This is a genomic window from Leptospira terpstrae serovar Hualin str. LT 11-33 = ATCC 700639 (assembly GCF_000332495.1).
Taxonomy (GTDB): Bacteria; Spirochaetota; Leptospiria; order Leptospirales; family Leptospiraceae; genus Leptospira_A; species Leptospira_A terpstrae.
Genome location: NZ_AOGW02000006.1, coordinates 278665 through 297510, shown reverse-complemented (window position 1 = coordinate 297510; position 18846 = coordinate 278665). Strand labels below are relative to the sequence as shown.

The following is an 18846-nucleotide window of genomic DNA, read 5'->3' as shown; positions in this document are numbered from 1 at the left end:
ATTATTTCTTCTTTCTCACTGAGATTTTTTCAAATCCACGCAGTTGGATTGCTGATAATGCATCCAACATCTTTGCATATTTGGTATCACCGGTTGTAACAATGAGTGCTAGTTTGTTTTTAAGATCCGGGATTTCCATTTGGTTTAGGTCATCACGGAATTCTTGCAAACTAGTGTATTCTTTAGTTCCGAAAGCAGGATTACGCATTTTGTATCTGTCTTGGGTTACCAAAATTTCATATACATTCTTTCGTAAAAAAGGCTGAGGTTCGGATTGTTTGCGAGGAAGAGAAATGTTAAGACCTTCCTTTACAAAGAATACAGCAGTTACCATAAAAAATACCAAGAGTAGAAAGGCAATATCCGACATAGATGCTGCCGATATCTCCTCTAGTTCTTGTTTTTTCTTTAACTTAATCATGGTTAGTTACTTTCCGTTACTTACGCTTTTTTACCGGCTTTGAGTTTTAAATATTCTTTGTAAATTTTGTTTGCAGCTTCTTCCACTTCAGAAGTAAAGAATCCCACGCGGCCTTGTAAGTATTGGTAAAATGTCATGGCAGGAATCGCAACTATCAGACCAGCAGCCGTAGTGATTAGGGCTTCTTTAATACCGCCAGCAACTACTTTTGCGTTTACTTGGTCAGCGTTTGCAATCGCATCAAAAGCGTTGATCATACCGGATACAGTTCCAAGGAATCCAACGAGAGGTGCGATAGTGGAAACAGCAGAAAGAACAGTGAGTCCTTTTTCTAGAAGTGTCATGACTTCGCCTGCTTCTCTTTCAATTCCAGAAGCAAAAATCTCTGGATCGTTTTGAGAAATTTCCATACCATTTTTTAATACGTCAGTAATTCTTTGGCCTTCATTTGCTTTTAAGAATTCTTCAACACCACTCATTCCAGAAGCATCAATTGCATCTTGTAAGTCTTGGTTGTATCCTTTTCTAACGAGTTTTGCTGTGAAGAAAAAGTAGAGTCTTTCAAGGATTACACCAAAGCCTACGATCGAAGAAAGTAGGAGTGGCCACATAGACCATCCACCTGTCACAAACAACTTCACGAGTCCGATTTCGGATTCTTGTTGTGGTGCTTCCGCTGGAGCTTCTGCAACAGGAGCAGGTGTTTCCGTAGGAGTCTCTGTAGATTGTGTGGTTTCAGTCGTTGGGGCAGCAGGTGCTGTTTGTGCTTCGAGTTTTCCTGCAAGAGTAAAGATTGTGATGAGTGCGATCACAAAAGACAAAGTGAGTTTCGCTTTTGTCTGGTTACATGAGAATTTCATGAATGTCTCCATATCTAATTGATATGTTTCAAATCTAGAATATCCTTGTTACAAATAGATTACAAGGGTATGACAAAGTGGGGAATTAGAAGGAGGAAAAGATCTCTTTTAGTTTGGGAATCCCTTCCAAAAATAATGCAGGACCTGGTTGTAATATAATGCTTGGATCCATTTCAAAGATTTTGTTTTTCTTTAGGGCAGTTGTATTTTGCCATTCGGGTTTATTACGCACCCAGTCCCAGTCCATAGCCTTCCCACACCAGGAACCTACATAAATGTCTGGATTGGCATCTTTTACGTCTTCTGCGGTGATGATCCGGTCTTTGGCGAGTTTTCTGTCTTTTAAGTGGGAAAAACAATCGTCTCCACCTGCAAGTTCTATGGCTTCGCTCACCCATTGGATTCCAGTGATCATCGGTTCATCCCATTCTTGAAAGAAAACTTTCGGTTTGTAAGTTTTCTCGTCTGCTTCCCGTTTCCATTCTGAAATACTCTTTTGCCAACCACCTATGAGTGTTTTGGCTTTTTCGGCCTGACCAACTAGGTTTCCTAACATTTGCATATTGGAAAGGATCTCAGATATGGACCTTTGATTGAAGATAAGGACATTTAACCCGCGTTCAATGAGATCTTTGGCAAATTGGGATTGGATGTCAGAAAAACCAATGACTAAGTCTGGCTCGAGTGATGTAATTTTTTTAAGGTTTCCACTGATAAAGGCTGAAACCTTTGTTTTTTCTTCCTTGGCTCGAGTGGGCCGTTCGGTATAAACGGAAATTCCGACTATTCTTTTCTCTTCACCTAACAGATAAAGCATCTCTGTTGGTTCTTCTGTCAAACAAATGATTCTTTCTGGACCCATATTGAATTGGTGATTAGTTTATGATTCTAAAAATCGTGTGATGTCTGATTGCGAGCCAAATAATACAACTACATCGTCTTCTCGAAGGAGAGTGTTTCCATGGGGAATTCCTAATATCTTTTCCCCTTTGGAATCGGAAGCTCTTTTAGATTCTTTGTTTGTGATGGGACGTTTGATTGTGATCACATTGATATTGTATTTATGACGTAAGTCAGCTTCTGCAATAGTTTTATTGATATAACGTTTGGGGACTGTGACTTCAACGACACTGTAATCATCAGAAAGTAAAAAACTAGAACGCATTCCTGAAAAAGAAAAGGTTTCGGCCATACTCCTTGCGGCCCTTTCTTCTGGATTAAAAAGATCTTTGATTCCCAGTAGTTCCAAAACTTTCATTTGTAAGGGAGTTTGGTAACGAGCGTAAATGTTTTTGACTCCGCATTTTTTTAAACTCTCAGCACAGATGATGGAAGTTTCAAAATCATCAGCTAGTGCAATCACTGCATAATCCACATCCGCAATTCCTTGCGATATTAATGCATGTTCATCAGTAGCATCTAAAGCAACTGCAATCGTCACAGAATCTTTAATAGAATCGATGATGACTGGATCCTTATCTATTGCGATGACTTCATGTCCATCTTCAAATAAATATTGAACAAACAACTTTCCAAAACTTCCAATTCCAATGACTGCTATTTTTTTTCTTTGCATACCAAACTTTAGCCTACAACCACATATTCTTTCGGATACTCATACGAGATATGATCTACTTTTCTAGAGAGAGCCACGAGTAGTGTTAAAATTCCTACCCTTCCTACAAACATAACAGAACAAATAATGATTTTACCATAATCACTTAAGTGAGGAGTGAGACTTCGTGTCAAACCGACTGTTCCAAAAGCTGATACTACTTCATAACATAAATCAATAAAGTTTGCATTTTCGGTTAACAACAAACAAAAAATAGCAGTAAAGATCACAAATAAAGATAATACGATGGTCGCACTGGCTCTGGCAATTGAGGAATTAGCAATGGTTCGGTGGTCAATTTCCATTCTTTCTTTTCCACGGATTTGATTGGTAATATTCAGTAATGAGATGGCAAAGGTTGTGGTTTTAATTCCTCCCCCAGTGGAAACAGGGGAAGCCCCCACCCACATAAGGAAAAAGGATATAAACGTGATGGGAAATCCCATTTGGTTTAAATCTAAGGTATTGAATCCCGCAGTCCTTGTGGTAACGGAATAAAATAGAGAATGAAAAATTTGTTCTGCAGTGGTTAAACCTTTTAAACTAGAATTACCTTCTAAAAAATAATAGGAAATCCAACCAAATAACAGAAGAAAGCCGGTCATCCAGAATACTAATTTGGAAGTTACCGACCATCGAAACTTAAAATCAAAAGGATTGAAAAGCCTAGTTCGAATTTGGAATAAAACGGGAAAACCAAGTCCTCCTAAAATAATGAGAAACATGACCACAGATAAAAAACCTTCGGAATGTTTGAAGGCCTCTGTGGCGAGCCCATTCGGCATCAAACTAAAACCTGCGTTACAAAATGCTGAAATGGAGTGAAAGATTGAATAGTAAATTTTTTCGGAAAGCGCAATTGGGAAGTTCTCTGGAAAACTATAAAATAATAAAAGTGCTCCAACTGATTCAATGAAAAGTGTTTGGAGAGTGATTTGTTTTAAAATTTCTTTGGCACGACCCATCGTTTCTTCGGATAACAAATCTTTGATCATCATGGTATCACTTACAGAAACTTTACCTGCAAGGAAGATGGAAAAAAAACTAGTTAAGGTCATAAGGCCGAGCCCACCCACTTGGATGAGAAGTAAAACAACCAATTGTCCTGTTAATGTAAACTGTGTTCCTAGATCTACTGTGGAAAGTCCTGTTACACATGTGGCACTTATAGTTGTAAAAATAATATCAATCGAACGGACCGTTCCATTTGTAGATTTTGGAAAATGTAAAAAACAAACACCGAGTAAAATGATGAATGCAAAGGAAGATACAAATACAATCGATGGATTTAACTTTTTTGAATCATTTTTTCTGGAAAGGCGAAAGAAATGAGCCAAATTGGAAAAGAGAAATAGAACTTGGTTAGCAGATAAAAAAATGAGAGTAGTGTCATCCCCTGAGATATGATATGATTTCAGAATAGCAACTATGTTTTTTTCATAGATGAATTCAAGACCTAACATTGATAATATGATTAGTTCTATTTTGTGAAGGGAAACATACTCTCTCCATCTTTTGTTTGTGAAAACTAAGTGAATGGATTCATATAAAATAAAAAATGTCACAAGAGAACGAATGGAGAATGTCACATAAGATTTCCATTCTTCTGGATAATAAAATCCAAAGTCTAAAAGTAAAATGGCGACAGATAAAAATCCAAATAGAATATAAAGAGCCCTTCCAATAAAGCGAAGGTGTTCCATATAAAACTTTCGAATTTCGAAGCGTAGTAATTGTAGATAAAGGAAAAATCGATGGAAAAAAACGAAAAGTCGTTTGAACTTCAAGGGTAAACTTCAGCTAGTTGTTTTTTCTTTTCGCGGTGTTCTTCTAATCTTTGTCTGTCCAAGTAGACATTGGTTCCAGAAAGACCGGTAGTTCCAGTGATCATAATCCCACTGGCTATTGCTGATTTTTGTAAGGCTACAGGAAGTAATGCGACACCTCCTGCCGAGGCAATGATTGCAAATGGCAATGTTAAAAAGAAAATAATATAAGCCCTACGGAATTTAGTTTCTTCATAAACAGCATCTTCATCAAATTCTTCTTTTTGTTTTTTCTTTAACTCTTGTTTAATTCTGCTTTTTTGTAATTGGTTTTGAAGGGCTTGTTCGTTGATTTCACCAGTAAGTGGATTGATTGGCAAATTTTGGGAACCGGTTAGACTATAAGGATTAGTTGCATTTTGACTGGAGTTGGATGTGGTTCTAGAGTTGAGTAAGGAACCGGCCCCCGGAATGGAATCAATCCCACTGTATTGAGTTTTTACATTTTTCGGAGTGGCAAGAACGGGAGTTTCGAACTTGGGAGGTAGAGTCACATCTTGTAGTAAATTGGATTCTGGATCCGACTTAGGAAGGTTTCTTAAGTCGTAATTATTTGTGTCATAAAATCCTTCTTTTGTTTGCCCAAGGAGTGGCCCCATAGTAAGTGAGACAACAATCATTGGAACAAAAACTTGAGAAAAACTCCGCATACATTCCAGTTTACCCTATCCGTATCAGGGTCAATCCAATTCACGACCGGAAAGTTTGGTAGAACGATAGGAAAATGACTTTTCACGGATCATTTCTAAATCTTTTTCGGAAACTCCTGCCGTATGAGCATGTCCATACTCTTCAGGCATAGTGGTTCCAAATAACCCTGGGTCATCGGAACCAATCGAAACTTTCAAATCATTTTGTAAAAACCGTGTGATGGGATGGTCTATGTGAGATTCTAACATTCCAATGTATAAATTGGAAGAAGGACAAGACTCAATCACAACATCTGTTTTCGCTAAAGTAGACATAACATAGTTTTGAAAAGTATGTAAGTATTGGGACTGTGTTTCATCAAAAGGAATTTTAAGAAGTTCTGAATCTGGTTTTGTTTTTAATTCCTTTCGTTTGAGTTCGAGTTCTTCTTTGGGATAAAACGGGCCAAAACTTGTAATTTCTTCATAGGATTCTAATTCACACTCCAGTTGGTCCTTGGCTTCAGAAACTAGTTCTGTCCTTTCCTCACCTAAAAAATAATCTGAATCGATTCCAAGGGCCAATGCATGTCCCAGTCTATGGGCTCCATAATTTGCTGACTCTAAAATCCAACGTACTGCTGAGAAGGGAGTTTTGTCTCGGAAACTTTCTCCCACGTGATATAGAATCGATAACGCTGTGTTAGGTTCTGCTTTGTTGTCCTTAATTACCGATTGGAAAAAAGATTTTTTGTCTTTGGGAGGATGGCCTTCTTCGATATGACAGAAATCAATTCCCACAAGACCGTTTCGAATCACAGATTCTTTTTCCATCCAATTTTTCATCCAATCATAATGCCGTTCAAAGTTTAAATCTCTATGTAAGGACATCACAAGTTTCCCTTGGATGGGTTTTCCTTCTTTTTTGGCAGATTCTTCGCCTTTTTTGAGTCCTTCCAAACAAGCCATGAGTTTTGTATAAAAACTTTCTTTTGGTTCTTCTTTTCCAAACATCAAACGATATTCTGCGTAACTAATATCTTCTAAACTATTGGATAACACTACATCATGTGTGACTTCAGTAATTTCTCTTTCATCAAACTTTACTAAGGCGATGATTAAATTGAACTTTGCTTGGAAATGTAAAAAGGGAGCCTTTTCTCGAAAGTGGTAAAGTTTAGAAAACTTTTGAATGTCAGCATAATCTTCAAAAAAAGTCGAAGGTCGGATTTTTATTCCGTATGCTTTTTCATAGGAATCCAAATACAAATGCCAACGAGGTTCTGGGTTATTTTTTCCAATTCGAAACAAAGTTTCGGGGGGTAAACATCCATAAAGGTGGTTGTGTAGATCGCAATACATATAAGAATGACAAAACTATGCTTCACAAAATTAGACGCATCTTGAAGCCAACTCGATTGAATCAGAAAATTCTTGGATTAGCAATCCCTGTTTTTTTTGGGATGATTAGTTATACAGCCATCATGGTTGCAGATACAGCTATGGTTGGTAAATTGGGAGAGGTTCCTCTCGCCGCAGTTGGATTCGGTGGAATGGTTTATTTTTCCATCTTTGCCTTTCTTATGGGTGGATCTATGGCGGTTCAAATCATCGTAGCACGTCGATTTGGCGAAAAAAATGACAGAGGGGTCGGAATCACCCTAATCAATTCAGTTTATTTGTCCTTAGTTTTAGGATCTTTATTGTCCTATTTTGGATTCCTTTATGCCCCACAATTTATGGGTTGGATTGGTGATGATCCACAAGTGATCGAAGTTGCTGGTGTGTATTTATCTTATCGATTTTTAGGAACAGTCTTGTTCTTTGTAGGGTTCGCCTTACGCGGATTTTTTGACGGAATTGGAATTGTACAAGTGGGTATGATTTCTTCTATCTTGGCTGCCGTAACAAATATCTTTTTCAATTGGTTACTGATTTTTGGAAACTGGGGATTCCCAGCTTGGGGAGTCAAAGGAGCAGCCATTGCATCTAGTTTGTCATCTGTTCCTGCTCTACTGATCGTGTTGTTTTATTTTTTCCGCAAAGATGTAATGAAATTTTTTCAATACGAAATCTTTGCACCTAGTTTTGCCATCATCAAAGAACTTTGTATGGTTGGGTTTGCACCAGCACTGGAAGGGACACTCGTGAACTTTGCCTTTTCTGGATTTTATAAAATTGCAGGTATGATTAGCACAACAACACTCGCTTCCGCAAGCGTCGTATTAACATGCCTTAGTTTGTCTTTTATGCCTGGTTTTTCTTTTGGAATTGCTGCGACAACCATACTTGGCCAATCCATGGGACAGGGCAAAATACGTTTGGCTTATGAAGGAACCATGCGTTCTGCCACTTTTTCGGCAATTGTTATGGGAAGTATGGGCCTCTTTTTTATCATCGCAGGCCCTTGGCTCATCGGGCTTTTTACGGATGTTCCTGCGGTAATCAAAGAAGCATACCCGGCACTTTGTATTGTGGCCCTCATCCAAGTGGGTGATGCCTATCATATGGTGATTGGATCTGCTCTTCGAAGTGCGGGGATGATGTACTATGTAATGTTTGTTTACCTCATCGTTTCCTTTCTTGTCATGTTACCACTGGCCTATCTATTCGGGATTGTCCTAGCATGGGGAACGATTGGAATCTGGTCTGCGTTTTTTATTTGGATTTTACTTATGGCAGTGCTTTTTGTCGGAAAATTTCGTAGGAAGGAGTGGGTAAGTATACGAATTTAATAGAGCGAGGGAAAAATGAAACGAACTGAATTAGAAAGGCAGGCCATACAAAAATTTTTAAAGTCTGTGGATTTGTTCAAAAAACTTCCCCCCTCTGTTTTGTTACGACTCGCGAATAATGTCCAAGAAAAATTAATCCGAAGCCACGAAGCTCTCTACTACAAAGGAGAGTCTTCGGAGTCCATCTACATTGTTCGGTATGGAGAAATCCTTCTTGAAAATGTAGCAGGTCAAAGTCATGTATATGTGGGTTCCGGCCAAGTGTTAGCCGAGAACTCACTCATTTCCAGTTCTAATCATTCTACTTCTGCTATCGCTGTTATCGATTCCCTTGTTTATGTTTTGAATGGAAAATTATTTTTACAATTAGCCTCACAAGAAAAGGTCTTTGCCCAAAATATCATTCAAATGATGGGATCTCGAATGCGAGAGAACTTAGATAGATCCAATCATAATCAGAAAGACCATTCTATCGGCTTACGAAGGTTATGTGTACATATTCCTTTAGAACCAGAATATCATTTTGGTGAAAAAGTAAAATCCTTCTTAGAAGAATATGGAGAAGTAACCAAAAAACTTTCTACCGCCATTCCAATTTCCACCTTTAAGGGAATGGATCCCACACAAATTTCTGAATATCTAACTAATCTCAGAAACAAAACTCCCTTACTCCATATATATTTCGATGAATCCACTTCCAGAATGGATTTACATTATCTTGTGGTTCAATCTGATTTCTTAGTTTTTTGGGAAGATGAACCGGAAAAATTCTACAAGGAAAAAGAAGAAATCATTCAGTTTTGGAAAAGTCGAATTCGCAACTTTGAAGGCCGTGCCATTCGTATGATGGAAAGTGGCGTTCGTAAAAGTTATCTTCCCCAAGACCAGTCACTCAAAACCTTTTACCAAAAGGATACTCTCGCCAGATACCTTGTGGCAAAAACGAGAGGTTTGGCGTTAGGCGGTGGTGGAGCGAGGGCTCTTGCACATGTTGGATTATTAAAAGTATTACATCGAGAAGGAATTCATTTTGATTTTGTATCGGGTGCATCGATGGGGGCTGTGATTGCTGCCTTGTATGCGAGAAAAAATTCACCAGAGGAAATCGAAGAAATGGTCAAAAATTTCTTTGGCGGATTGGAAAGTGCCTTTGACCCCACCTTACCCATTGTTGCTTTTTTTAAAGGCAAAAGAATGAAACGGATGTTAAAGAAAGGATTTGGTGACCAAAGGATCGAAGAACTTCCTCTTCCTTTCGCAACTTCCGCAGTGGATTTACAAACGGGTAAAGAACATATCTTTGACCAAGGACCGATTACCGAAGCATTGACTAGTGCGATGAGTTTGCCTGGAGCTTTTCCTCCTTACAGGCTTGGTGAAAAGTTACTGGTTGATGGGGGGATGATCAATAATGTTCCTGAAAATCTCATCCGCAGCAAAGGTGCCGATGTGGTGATGGGAATCAATGTATCTCCATTGCAAGAAATTGTTCCGGTAAAACTCTTTGAAGATCGTAATACAACAGAAAAAGGATTCTTTCGTTATATTTGGGACACTCTCAAATATCCACCCATCTTACAAATTATGACAAGAACCATTACTTTGGAAGGTAGAGAGATCACTCGTCTCAAACGTCCTAAAATGGATTTGTTTGTGCATTTTCATTTAGAAGAATTTCAGTTATTTGATTTTGCCCGTTACCAAGAGATCATTGATAAGGGAGAACAGGAAGCAGAAGCCAATTTAGCAGAGATCAAACAATTGTTTTCTTAATCCACCTAACGAAACTTTGTTAGCATCGTTAAGTGGATTCATTGATTCTGGAAGGCCGAGTTTACATAGAGGAAAGAATTTCTTTTTTCTTCGCTTCAAATTCCTCTGCGTTGATGAGTCCTTGGTCTAGCAGTCCTTTCAGTTTTGCAATCCTTGCAGCAGGGTCGTTTGCCGCTGGTGCCCCGCCACCTTGTTGGTTTCCGCCTTGGTTCATCATATTGCCCATCATTTGGCCCATATTCATCCCCATTCCCATGCCCATTCCGGCACCCATCGCTCCGCCACCTTGGCCTTCGTTTTCTGCAGCTGCTTGTCCAATATCGAACATTTTCTTTTGTTGGTATTTATCACCGAGCATATCAATTTCAAATTTATCGGTAATGATTTTTTGGATTCGTTGGTAGTTAGGATCGTTTTGGTCAAAGTTCACCGAAGATACGTTAAACTCTGTTAAATCAATTCCATACTTTTCGAATTCAGGAGCCAGTTTAACCCTTCCGGCAGTGGAACTTTCATCTCTAAACTTATTAATTTCTACAACGGAAGTGTTGTTGTTTAAAATGACTTCAGAAATAAAATCTCCGATTCCACGTACAATATTTGGTTTCAAAAATTCATCAATGGATTCGTTTGTGGTACGATTTCCGCCCTTAACTACGTTGATTAAAAAGGATTTCGAATCTTTGATTCTAAATTTGTAATCTCCAAAGGCACGGATGTTGAGGACAATTTTGTATTTAGGATCTTCCAAAGGAATGGGAGTGTTGGTTCCCCATTTCATAGCAAAGATGGCTTTGTTTACGTAATAAACCTCTGCGGTAAAAGGAGTTTTTCCGCCAAACGGAAGATTGACGAGAGCCTCAAGTATTGGAATATTTCCCGTTTTAAGCGTGTGGGTTCCTGGTCCAAAAGTATCTAACGCCTTTCCTTCTTTAAAAAAGATGGCTTCTTGGTTTTCATCGACTACTAGTTGTCCTGCGGTGCTGATTTCATCGGATGGATACTTCCAAACGATTTCACTTGGACTTCCTTCAAATTTAATTCTATCTATTAGTGCCATACTACTGATTCCTTATCCTATTTTTTTAAAAAAATTGAGTTTCTTGCTTCAAACTGTGTTTCAAAATCCAAAAACAATTTGTTTATGAATTCGATTGCGACTTCTGGGTTAGTTGCAAATGAAGTGGGAAGAGTTTCTAAAATTTCTTTTTGAAGATCTCCCACCTTAGTTAACATACCAAAGTCGTGATTCAGTAAATTTTCCATTTCTTCCTGAGTGGCTTTGACACCTGTGCCGAGTCCGTTTAGTCCGTAGCCTGCAGAGTTTACTTTCATAATGATTCGATCCAGAAGTGTAGTAGCCGGATTGGTTTTTCCGATATTTTGGATTTGTGCTTTTTGTACAAAACCTTCTTCGAGTTTGCGAAAACTTTCTTTAAAGGAATTTAAAATTCCTCCCAGTTCTTTGCGAATGAGAAGGTCTGTTTTTTCAAATTCTTGGTTGGCAAGGGCTTCCTCAAAGAGTTTGGTTTCTTTTAAGAACTTGCGAATCGGATCTTGTTCGTTCTTAAAACGTTCTAATGTTGTTTTTAACCAAGTTTGGTCCATTTTATTCCTCTGTCGCGCTTTCTTCTAACGTTTGTATGGTGTCACATGTGATGTAATTAAAGATTACACTTTTTTCAGTTTGGTAAAGGGCTTTGGCAGGTAGTGATTTCCATTTTGATTGGTCAAATTCGCAATCATGTTTTTCTCCCTTGGTTTCACCGCTAGATTCTGTGAAATAAACCATATACTTTTCTGTTTTAGCTCCTAACCGTTCACAGCCAATGGCAGTGTTTGTACATTCACGGATTTGGGGAGTGGGCCAATAAGGTTCTTGTGTGGTTCCAAATCCTTTGGCAACGGCATTGCGATCAAAGGCCCATTTATCAATCCGGTAACTGCAATGGTCATCATAGACAGGTTCTTGTCTGTATTTGGTAGTACAACTTTCACTTTCTGAAAAAGTTCCATCCCCACGATCCGAACGAACTGTATGGCAATCTTCTCCATCAGGTATACTATTATAACTTCTGATTTGACGACTTCTGGACACACTGTACGCACCCATTGGCATAGAATCACACCATTCCGATTCAGAGACTGGTTTGAATTGGTCAATGGCAATCGTACGAGACCATTCATGATGAGTGATTTGGAGTTCCACTTTTTCGGTCCATAAAACACCAAGACAAACAAATCCAATCCCACCAACTACAATCGAGCCGAGTAACCAAAGAACCCATTTCGGTGTTTTCGGATGAGGTTTGATAAATTCTGAATTGGCAAAGGCCAATTCTTCTTTTGCTTTTTGGACAGAATCTTCAGTGAGACCATCTTGGTCTGACCTGAGTTTTACGTTTTGTGCTCCATCGAGTGCTCCCCCGCAGTTTCCGCAGAAAGTGGCTTTGGCACCGTTGGCAGTTTGGCAAAAAGGACAAACCTTATCCACTCCGTAATAAATATGATCTTGGACTGCCACCTTATCCGCATCGTTTGGAAAGTATCTACGATTTGGATCTTGAGTGGCTCCACAGTTGGGACAATGCCTATGAGTTTTACCAAGTAGTTTTTTAGAACCGCAGAATTCGCAGTCCCAAAGCATTTCATAGATTTTTTCTTCTGCCATCGCAACCAAGGTTTATCCGCAAAAAATTGACATTTGCAAGAAAAATATTTTCAAATCCTAAAATCCAACCTAGAATCTTACAAATATGCGATTGGTACTAAATCTAATTCTAAAGTTCCGGTATTTACTTCTGTCTGTTGTCTTACTCATTCTTTCCGTTGGTTATGTTTTTTCTAGATCAAAACAGAATGCAGTTCATCCGTTAGATAGTTTGTATTTAAAACTATCACCTAATATTAGTAAAACGGATACAAAAGTATCACTGAGACGATTGTCCCTCCACTTACGAGGAGTGATACCCGGAGTTTCTGAATGGAAAGAGTTAGAAACATTGCCAAAGGACCAAAGTTTGGAATCCTTTGCTGTCAGTTTTTTGAAACAACCCGAGTTTGCCGAATATTGGGGAACTAAGTTTACCTCTATGTTAAGAGATAAATCCAAAGGCCGTAAAATTCCGACTGGTGCCTTCTTTCAATATGTTGCCGGTTCTCTTCATAAAAACAAACCCTATGACCAACTCGTACAAGAAATGTTGACCTCAACCGGTAATGTAAATGAATCACCGGCCACAATGTTTTACATTCGAGATGGGGCCGATCCTTTACAAACTGCCGAATACGTCGGAAGGCTATTTTATGCAAAACGTGTCGCTTGTGCCAGGTGTCATGACCATCCTTATATTTCGGATTTTACAAGAAGGGATTATTATGCACTGGCTGCATTCTTTAGCCAACAATTCTTTCGGGATGGAACTTGGGAAGCCGAACGTTATGGAAAGTCTTTAAGTTATGTTCCTAGAGAATTAGAAGTCCACCTTCCCATGGAAGAACAAAAGACCTTACAAGATAAAAATAATGAATGGAATCGGGACAATTGGAATAAATGGACCGACGAACAAAGAAAAGATTATCAAAAAAAACATGAAGTCGCATTCGCCACGTTATACTACGAGCCGAAACTCGGCCTTCGTTTTCCTCATACAGACGATGCACCTGGAGGAGATTTGGTGCGGCCCAAGTTTTTAGATGGGAAAGAAGCCAAATTAAAACTTGGAGAAGATAGAAGGAAAGTTTTTGCCAACTGGTTAACAAACAAATCCAATGATCGTTTTCGCAAAGTCATTATCAACCGAGTTTGGACAGAACTTATGGGTTGGAGTTTTTTCACTCCTTTAGATGATTGGAATGAAGATACTGTGGTGACGGGCGAAGAGATCCTAAACCATTTGGATTCTTATTTTTTAGCAAACCAACTCAAATTAAAAGAACTCATTTTGTACATTGTCACATCCAATGCCTACCATCGTTCTCTCACTAGTAGTGGTTCAGACCAAGATCCCATTCGCTATTTTTCTCCCAAACGTTTGGACAGTGACCAACTTCTAAACTCACTCATCCGCGTTTCTGACTTACAAAAGATCGGTAACATCAGGGAAAGAAATTTGTCTTGGCTTACAAACCTTATGGATAAAAAACCCTATGATCTGACTGGAACAGGTACTATTCGAATTCCCACTGACAATCTAAAAGAATTCACTAACGCTGTCGAAGTGGAAAGGCCCGCGCCTTATCATACCATTTTGTCAGTTTTTGGTTCTGGCCCCCGAGTGGATATTTCTGATGATATTGAAGAACTTACCATAGAACAAATGTTAACCCTCATGAATGGGCGTGTGGTTGGGAAATTAGTTTGGGATTTTGGAAACAAAGAATCCCTCGTAAAAGCAGAGTTTGACCAGCTAAAATCAATGGATCAAGTCATTGGCAATCTTTACTACAGGCTTCTCGGACGTTCTCCTTCGAATGGCGAAAAGGAAAAACTCAAAACTCTAATCTTAAAACCAGATAACGTTTTCGACAAAGACCTCCTCCAAGATATTTTCTGGGCTCTCCTCAATAGCCAAGAATTCCAACACATAAACTAAGGATTAAAAATGGACCGCAAAGAATTTTTAAAAAAAGCAATGATTAGTTTGGGTATCAGTCCCTTTTTGTTATCCTCTCCGCCTTTTGGTAATTTACGGGCTGAGGAAGAAGAGGAATCGATAACACTTCCTTCCAAGGTAAAGTCAGTGATCTTTATTGAAATGATGGGAGGGATGAGCCATGTGGACACTCTCGATCCCAAACCAAATAGTGCCTTTTCTAAAGTAAGCACCAGTATATCCGGACTCTCTGTTCTAGAACCATTTTCTCTCACCGCCAAACAGCTGCATTCGATTGGAATCATTAAGTCCACATGGAGTGAAGAAGGGGATCATGGGTTTGCCCAAATGTTACTCGGAACCGGATACAGAATGACAGAGGCTATGGGGTTTCCAGACATTCCCCATTTTGGTGCTGTGATTGCTTATGCCAAAAAAGCAAAAGTCAAATCATCATATTTCCCAAGTTATGTGACGATTGGAGGTAGGGGAGGGAAAAATGGAAATTCTGGATTTTTAGGAATCGATTATTCTGGTTACCATGTCGGCAATGTGGATGAACCCATCCAACACCTGCATCCATCTTATGGAAAGTTTTCCGAAGATCGAATCCTTCGTCGTAAGGATTTGGTTTCGTTTATGAACGAGGAATTTTCCAAAACCTATCCTACCAGTGAGTCCAAACATTGGAAAAATATGTTAGTTGCTGCAGAGGAATTTCGTAATTCCAAAAACATAGATAGTTTTCGAATCAGTTTGGAAGATGAAAAAACAAGAGCCCGATACGGAACCACTTGGCAAGGGAAAGCTATGTTACTCGCCAAACGACTCGCGACACAAGAAGTTCCCTTCATTCATATTTCTATCGGTGGATGGGATACGCATACGGGAAACAAAGCACAAATTGCCAAAATTATGAAAGAAACGGATATGGGCATTGCTTCTCTATTAGAGGATTTAAACAACACTGGCCTCATAAAACAAACGTTATTCGTTCTTACTAGTGAGTTCGGTAGGACTCCAGATGTAGGATCTCGCGATGGTCGAGACCACCATCCAAAAGTTTGGTCTACCTTACTCGGAGGAGGTCCATTCTCCAAAGGATTTGTGTTTGGAGATACCGACGAAACAGGATCGAAACCTATAAAGCCCACAGAGGCTGTTCATGTCAGGGATTTGGTCGCTACCATTTACAAAGCGGCAGGGGTAGATCCGGAAGCTTCCCTCACCAATTCCTTTGGCCGACCTTTTTTGTTAACCACAAAGAAAGCCAAAGTGTTTGAAGGATTATTTTAGAGTCATTTCTTTCGCAATTTGGATATCATAAGGAGTTTCTCCCCTTTGGCAGTAGTGTAAAGGGGCTTTATTATGCAAAACTCTGTCTCATTTCACCTCGGGTTTTGATTTCATTGCTACTTTTTAGGAATATTTGCCTTTCTAGGTTCATTTTTCCTTTTCTTACCAAAGAAATTTAAAATACTGATCCCTGATCTATGAAAAAAGCACTCATCACCGGAATCACAGGCCAAGACGGTTCCTATCTGGCAGAACTCCTCCTCCAAAAAGGCTACGAAGTCCACGGGATCGTTCGTAGAACGAGCCTTTTCAATCGCAATCGCATTGAACATCTGCACGGAAACCCCAACCTCCACCTTCACTACGGAGATATGACGGATTCCTCGAACCTAAACCGAATCTTAGAAAAAATCCAGCCTTCGGAAATTTACAACCTCGCTGCCCAGTCACATGTTCAAGTATCCTTTGAGGTTCCTGAATACACTGCAGAAGTAGATGCCGTGGGAACATTACGGATTTTAGATGCAATCAAACAAACTGGAATCAACACTCGGTTTTACCAAGCATCTACCTCCGAACTTTACGGACTCGTCCAAGAAGTTCCACAAACAGAAAAGACTCCATTCTACCCACGTTCCCCATATGCAGTCGCAAAACTTTATGCTTATTGGGCAGTTGTAAATTATCGAGAAGCGTACAATTTGCACGCATCCAATGGAATTTTGTTCAATCATGAATCTCCACGTCGTGGTGAGGCATTTGTAACAAGAAAAGTAACTATTGGAGTTTCTGAAGTAAAGGCGGGAAAACTCCCACATATCACTATGGGTAATATTGATTCCAAACGTGATTGGGGATATGCTCCAGACTATGTAGAGATGATGTGGATGATGTTACAAAAAGACACTCCAGATGACTATGTAGTTGCAACCAATGAAACACATACGGTTCGAGAGTTCATCGAAGAAGCTTATAAAATTGCAGGATTCGAAGTTGTTTGGGAAGGAAAAGCTGACAAAGAAGTTGGTAAGGATAAAAAAACTGGCCAAATTCTAGTCAAAATCGATCCTAAATACTACAGACCAACTGAAGTAGAACTTTTAATTGGTAATCCAGAAAAGGCAAAACGCCAGTTAGGTTGGGAACCAAAAGTTAAGTTTAAAGAATTGGTTAAAATCATGATGGAAGCTGATTTAAAAAACCAAGGATTTTAATCAGACAATCCATTTAGTAGATTCAACCTTTATTTGAGATTCACATAGCGGATTTCAAATTTTGCGTTTGGTATATTGGGATGACCTTCTCGTTGTAACTCGGGAAGTAGTCCCAATACAAAATACATTTTTATTTGCCCTTTGTGTTTTGCTGGAACCTCCCCTCTGTATTCACATTGAAAAAAATCCTTAATCAATTCGTAGGTAGAAGAAGAGATATTGATCTTTCCTGTCATTCCTGATGATTCACATCGGCTGGCAGTATTGACTGTATCACTCCAAACATCGTAAGCAAATTTTTTATCGCCGATTACCCCGGCAATCAGTTCCCCTGAATGTATTCCGAGTCGAAGTTGCCAGTATGGTAGATTTTGTGCTGCTTTGATCTCTTTCATTTGGTTCATAAAGGCCTGTATTTCTAGTGCCGCTAAAACACAGTCTACTGCGTGAGTGGAATTTGATTTGGGAATCCCACCAACAAACATATAACTATCACCAATGGTTTTAAGTTTTTCTAGTTTATGACGTTCCATTAAACTATCAAAATAAGAAAAACAACGGTCGAGTTCATCCACTAACTCTGAGGGAGAAAGAGTCTCTGCTATTTTTGTAAAACCTTCAAAGTCGGTAAAACAAACGGTAGCAGATGCATAATGCCTTGGTTTACTCACTCCATTTTGTTTTAATTCTCTTGCTACTTCTAATGGCAAAACATTCAATAAAAGACTCTCTGATTTTTGGTGTTCTGCGATTAGTTTATCTTCTGCACGATTTACCGCTTTTACAAATTGATTTACTAGAAGAATAAAAAAGAAAACTAACATGATTAAGGGAGGCATTAAATAATCAGCGGGTACTACCCATTTTGGTGGACCATAAAGGCCCTCCGCACCAAGCACTCTATAATAATAAAAAGAACCTAAAAACAAGAATGAAGATAAACTAACAAAGAACAAACGGGGAATTTTGTTTTTTCTTGGAAAGATGATAAAGGGTATAATAGAAAAGATTAAAAAAACAAGGGGAGCCGGGTCATCAGCTTGAAAAAAGGTAAGAGATAGGATATGAAAATTGCTCGCAAGTAAAGTGATCACAGCACTTACCAAAAAACTTCCTTTGTAGAGTAAATAACGAGAAATGCCTAATGGTATCACTAGTAGAAAATAAGAGAGAAAGGAGGTGAGATGTGTTTCTTTTGGTTCCGTAAAGAATATGATCGGGATGAGAAGAGTCGGTATTAAAAACATTACCATTTGAAATGTTGCATTCACTCGTAAAGCACGAGCATTTTCGTCATTCAACCCTTTGGTAAGTTGGGCAAGTTGTATGCGATAGAAAATTTTTTGAATTCGTTTGGACATCTCGCGAAATTAATTACGGATACGATAGAAAATCAATTCTATTTATGATGATATGTGTTTAAAGAATATTGATTTGTAATGAATCAAAAGATTATGATCCAACTGTTTCCACTACCAGGAAAGGCAGTGGATTTTTAATTCAGTTCTAAAGCGGAAAGTATTAAAATTTATTTTGGTTTAGAGGCCAAAAAACTGATCCAACATCAACTTCTTCAGAGTTTCCTTGAGTTTTTCTTGGATATTGACAATCTTCACTGTCATTTTCTTTTCATCTGCTTTGTTTTTGAAAGAAAGCAGGCGAGAGATCCCTAGAGAACTCACAATCACAACTTTTTCCAAATCCAAATAGATTTCTTGAACGTTCTTTTCCAGGATCTCAGCTAATATTTCTCGGAGTTCCGGAGCGTTTCCATCCAGAATCTGGTCCATAAAGCGAACACGGATCGTGTTTCCCTTTTCTTCTACTAGTATCTTATCACTCATATTTCGTTGGCCTCTAACGTAAGTCAGGAGAGGAAAGC

At 38.9% G+C, this 18846-nt stretch carries 17 protein-coding genes; 5 read left to right on the top strand and 12 right to left on the bottom strand.

The annotated features are described in order from the left end of the window. Position 1: 1 nt before the first annotated feature. The 7 genes from LEP1GSC203_RS03300 to LEP1GSC203_RS03270 all read right to left on the bottom strand — a co-directional run bounded on the left by LEP1GSC203_RS03300 (position 2) and on the right by LEP1GSC203_RS03270 (position 6713). A complete protein-coding gene (locus tag LEP1GSC203_RS03300; protein WP_002972397.1) occupies positions 2-421 on the bottom strand; it encodes an ExbD/TolR family protein in 420 nt (139 codons plus the stop codon). A gap of 20 nt (positions 422-441) precedes the next feature. After that, on the bottom strand, positions 442-1281 hold the full coding sequence (locus tag LEP1GSC203_RS03295) for a MotA/TolQ/ExbB proton channel family protein (protein WP_002972539.1): 840 nt from the start codon (positions 1279-1281) through the stop codon (positions 442-444). An 85-nt stretch (positions 1282-1366) separates the two neighbouring features. After that, entirely contained in the window at positions 1367-2143 is a 777-nt protein-coding gene (locus LEP1GSC203_RS03290) for a cobalamin-binding protein (RefSeq protein ID WP_002972167.1), read from the bottom strand. A gap of 18 nt (positions 2144-2161) precedes the next feature. Further along, positions 2162-2857, bottom strand: a complete 696-nt coding sequence (locus LEP1GSC203_RS03285; protein ID WP_002972885.1) for a potassium channel family protein — start codon at positions 2855-2857, stop codon at positions 2162-2164. A gap of 8 nt (positions 2858-2865) precedes the next feature. Next, on the bottom strand, positions 2866-4683 hold the full coding sequence (locus LEP1GSC203_RS03280; protein WP_002972393.1) for a TrkH family potassium uptake protein: 1818 nt from the start codon (positions 4681-4683) through the stop codon (positions 2866-2868). Next, positions 4680-5372 (bottom strand): hypothetical protein, encoded by a 693-nt coding sequence (locus tag LEP1GSC203_RS03275; protein WP_002972297.1) that lies wholly within the window; start codon positions 5370-5372, stop codon positions 4680-4682. Before LEP1GSC203_RS03275 ends, LEP1GSC203_RS03280 begins: the two co-directional genes overlap by 4 nt. A 30-nt stretch (positions 5373-5402) precedes the next feature. Beyond that, positions 5403-6713, bottom strand: a complete 1311-nt coding sequence (locus LEP1GSC203_RS03270; RefSeq protein WP_039937068.1) for an amidohydrolase family protein — start codon at positions 6711-6713, stop codon at positions 5403-5405. A 56-nt stretch (positions 6714-6769) separates the two neighbouring features. On the opposite strand from LEP1GSC203_RS03270, the gene LEP1GSC203_RS03265 reads away from it, so the two are divergent. After that, the gene (locus tag LEP1GSC203_RS03265; RefSeq protein WP_002972887.1) at positions 6770-8086 is read left to right on the top strand and encodes an MATE family efflux transporter; all 1317 of its coding nucleotides are present in this window, start codon (positions 6770-6772) and stop codon (positions 8084-8086) included. A 15-nt stretch (positions 8087-8101) separates the two neighbouring features. Then, the gene (locus LEP1GSC203_RS03260) at positions 8102-9859 is read left to right on the top strand and encodes a patatin-like phospholipase family protein (protein WP_002972646.1); all 1758 of its coding nucleotides are present in this window, start codon (positions 8102-8104) and stop codon (positions 9857-9859) included. A gap of 61 nt (positions 9860-9920) precedes the next feature. On the opposite strand, the gene LEP1GSC203_RS03255 is transcribed toward LEP1GSC203_RS03260, so the two are convergent. Genes LEP1GSC203_RS03255 through LEP1GSC203_RS03245 form a run of 3 tightly spaced genes read right to left on the bottom strand, consistent with a single transcriptional unit; the run spans position 9921 to position 12539 of the window. Further along, positions 9921-10919, bottom strand: coding sequence for an SPFH domain-containing protein (locus LEP1GSC203_RS03255; RefSeq protein WP_002972675.1), 999 nt, complete (start codon positions 10917-10919; stop codon positions 9921-9923). A 17-nt stretch (positions 10920-10936) separates the two neighbouring features. Continuing rightward, positions 10937-11467 (bottom strand): LIMLP_15305 family protein, encoded by a 531-nt coding sequence (locus tag LEP1GSC203_RS03250; protein ID WP_002972269.1) that lies wholly within the window; start codon positions 11465-11467, stop codon positions 10937-10939. Position 11468: 1 nt separating this feature from the next. Beyond that, positions 11469-12539, bottom strand: a complete 1071-nt coding sequence (locus tag LEP1GSC203_RS03245; protein ID WP_002972407.1) for a zinc ribbon domain-containing protein — start codon at positions 12537-12539, stop codon at positions 11469-11471. A 76-nt stretch (positions 12540-12615) separates the two neighbouring features. Here LEP1GSC203_RS03245 and LEP1GSC203_RS03240 point away from each other — a divergent pair, with 76 nt between their 5' ends. The 3 genes from LEP1GSC203_RS03240 (at position 12616) to gmd (ending at position 16964) form a co-directional block, all read left to right on the top strand. Beyond that, complete coding sequence (locus LEP1GSC203_RS03240) at positions 12616-14454, top strand: DUF1553 domain-containing protein (RefSeq protein WP_002972813.1); 1839 nt, start codon at positions 12616-12618, stop codon at positions 14452-14454. A 9-nt stretch (positions 14455-14463) separates the two neighbouring features. Then, entirely contained in the window at positions 14464-15750 is a 1287-nt protein-coding gene (locus LEP1GSC203_RS03235; protein ID WP_002972740.1) for a DUF1501 domain-containing protein, read from the top strand. A gap of 197 nt (positions 15751-15947) precedes the next feature. Continuing rightward, positions 15948-16964: a GDP-mannose 4,6-dehydratase gene (gmd, locus tag LEP1GSC203_RS03230; protein WP_002972633.1), complete on the top strand. Its 1017-nt coding sequence runs from the start codon at positions 15948-15950 to the stop codon at positions 16962-16964. Positions 16965-16993: 29 nt separating this feature from the next. On the opposite strand, the gene LEP1GSC203_RS03225 is transcribed toward gmd, so the two are convergent. Continuing rightward, positions 16994-18325, bottom strand: a complete 1332-nt coding sequence (locus LEP1GSC203_RS03225) for an adenylate/guanylate cyclase domain-containing protein (RefSeq protein WP_002972570.1) — start codon at positions 18323-18325, stop codon at positions 16994-16996. Between the two features lie 177 nt (positions 18326-18502). Beyond that, on the bottom strand, positions 18503-18808 hold the full coding sequence (locus LEP1GSC203_RS03220) for an STAS domain-containing protein (protein WP_002972217.1): 306 nt from the start codon (positions 18806-18808) through the stop codon (positions 18503-18505). Between the last annotated feature and the right edge of the window lie 38 nt (positions 18809-18846).

What these genes read in the sequence shown, in the direction of transcription:
- LEP1GSC203_RS03250 (WP_002972269.1), bottom strand. Translation starts at nt 11,467, where the DNA reads ATGGACCAAACTTGGTTAAAAACAACATTAGAACGTTTTAAGAACGAA.
- LEP1GSC203_RS03240 (WP_002972813.1), top strand. Translation starts at nt 12,616, where the DNA reads ATGCGATTGGTACTAAATCTAATTCTAAAGTTCCGGTATTTACTTCTG.
- LEP1GSC203_RS03255 (WP_002972675.1), bottom strand. Translation starts at nt 10,919, where the DNA reads ATGGCACTAATAGATAGAATTAAATTTGAAGGAAGTCCAAGTGAAATC.
- LEP1GSC203_RS03225 (WP_002972570.1), bottom strand. Translation starts at nt 18,325, where the DNA reads ATGTCCAAACGAATTCAAAAAATTTTCTATCGCATACAACTTGCCCAA.
- LEP1GSC203_RS03235 (WP_002972740.1), top strand. Translation starts at nt 14,464, where the DNA reads ATGGACCGCAAAGAATTTTTAAAAAAAGCAATGATTAGTTTGGGTATC.
- LEP1GSC203_RS03260 (WP_002972646.1), top strand. Translation starts at nt 8,102, where the DNA reads ATGAAACGAACTGAATTAGAAAGGCAGGCCATACAAAAATTTTTAAAG.
- LEP1GSC203_RS03295 (WP_002972539.1), bottom strand. Translation starts at nt 1,281, where the DNA reads ATGAAATTCTCATGTAACCAGACAAAAGCGAAACTCACTTTGTCTTTT.
- LEP1GSC203_RS03290 (WP_002972167.1), bottom strand. Translation starts at nt 2,143, where the DNA reads ATGGGTCCAGAAAGAATCATTTGTTTGACAGAAGAACCAACAGAGATG.
- LEP1GSC203_RS03300 (WP_002972397.1), bottom strand. Translation starts at nt 421, where the DNA reads ATGATTAAGTTAAAGAAAAAACAAGAACTAGAGGAGATATCGGCAGCA.
- gmd (WP_002972633.1), top strand. Translation starts at nt 15,948, where the DNA reads ATGAAAAAAGCACTCATCACCGGAATCACAGGCCAAGACGGTTCCTAT.
- LEP1GSC203_RS03220 (WP_002972217.1), bottom strand. Translation starts at nt 18,808, where the DNA reads ATGAGTGATAAGATACTAGTAGAAGAAAAGGGAAACACGATCCGTGTT.
- LEP1GSC203_RS03270 (WP_039937068.1), bottom strand. Translation starts at nt 6,713, where the DNA reads ATGTATTGCGATCTACACAACCACCTTTATGGATGTTTACCCCCCGAA.
- LEP1GSC203_RS03285 (WP_002972885.1), bottom strand. Translation starts at nt 2,857, where the DNA reads ATGCAAAGAAAAAAAATAGCAGTCATTGGAATTGGAAGTTTTGGAAAG.
- LEP1GSC203_RS03275 (WP_002972297.1), bottom strand. Translation starts at nt 5,372, where the DNA reads ATGCGGAGTTTTTCTCAAGTTTTTGTTCCAATGATTGTTGTCTCACTT.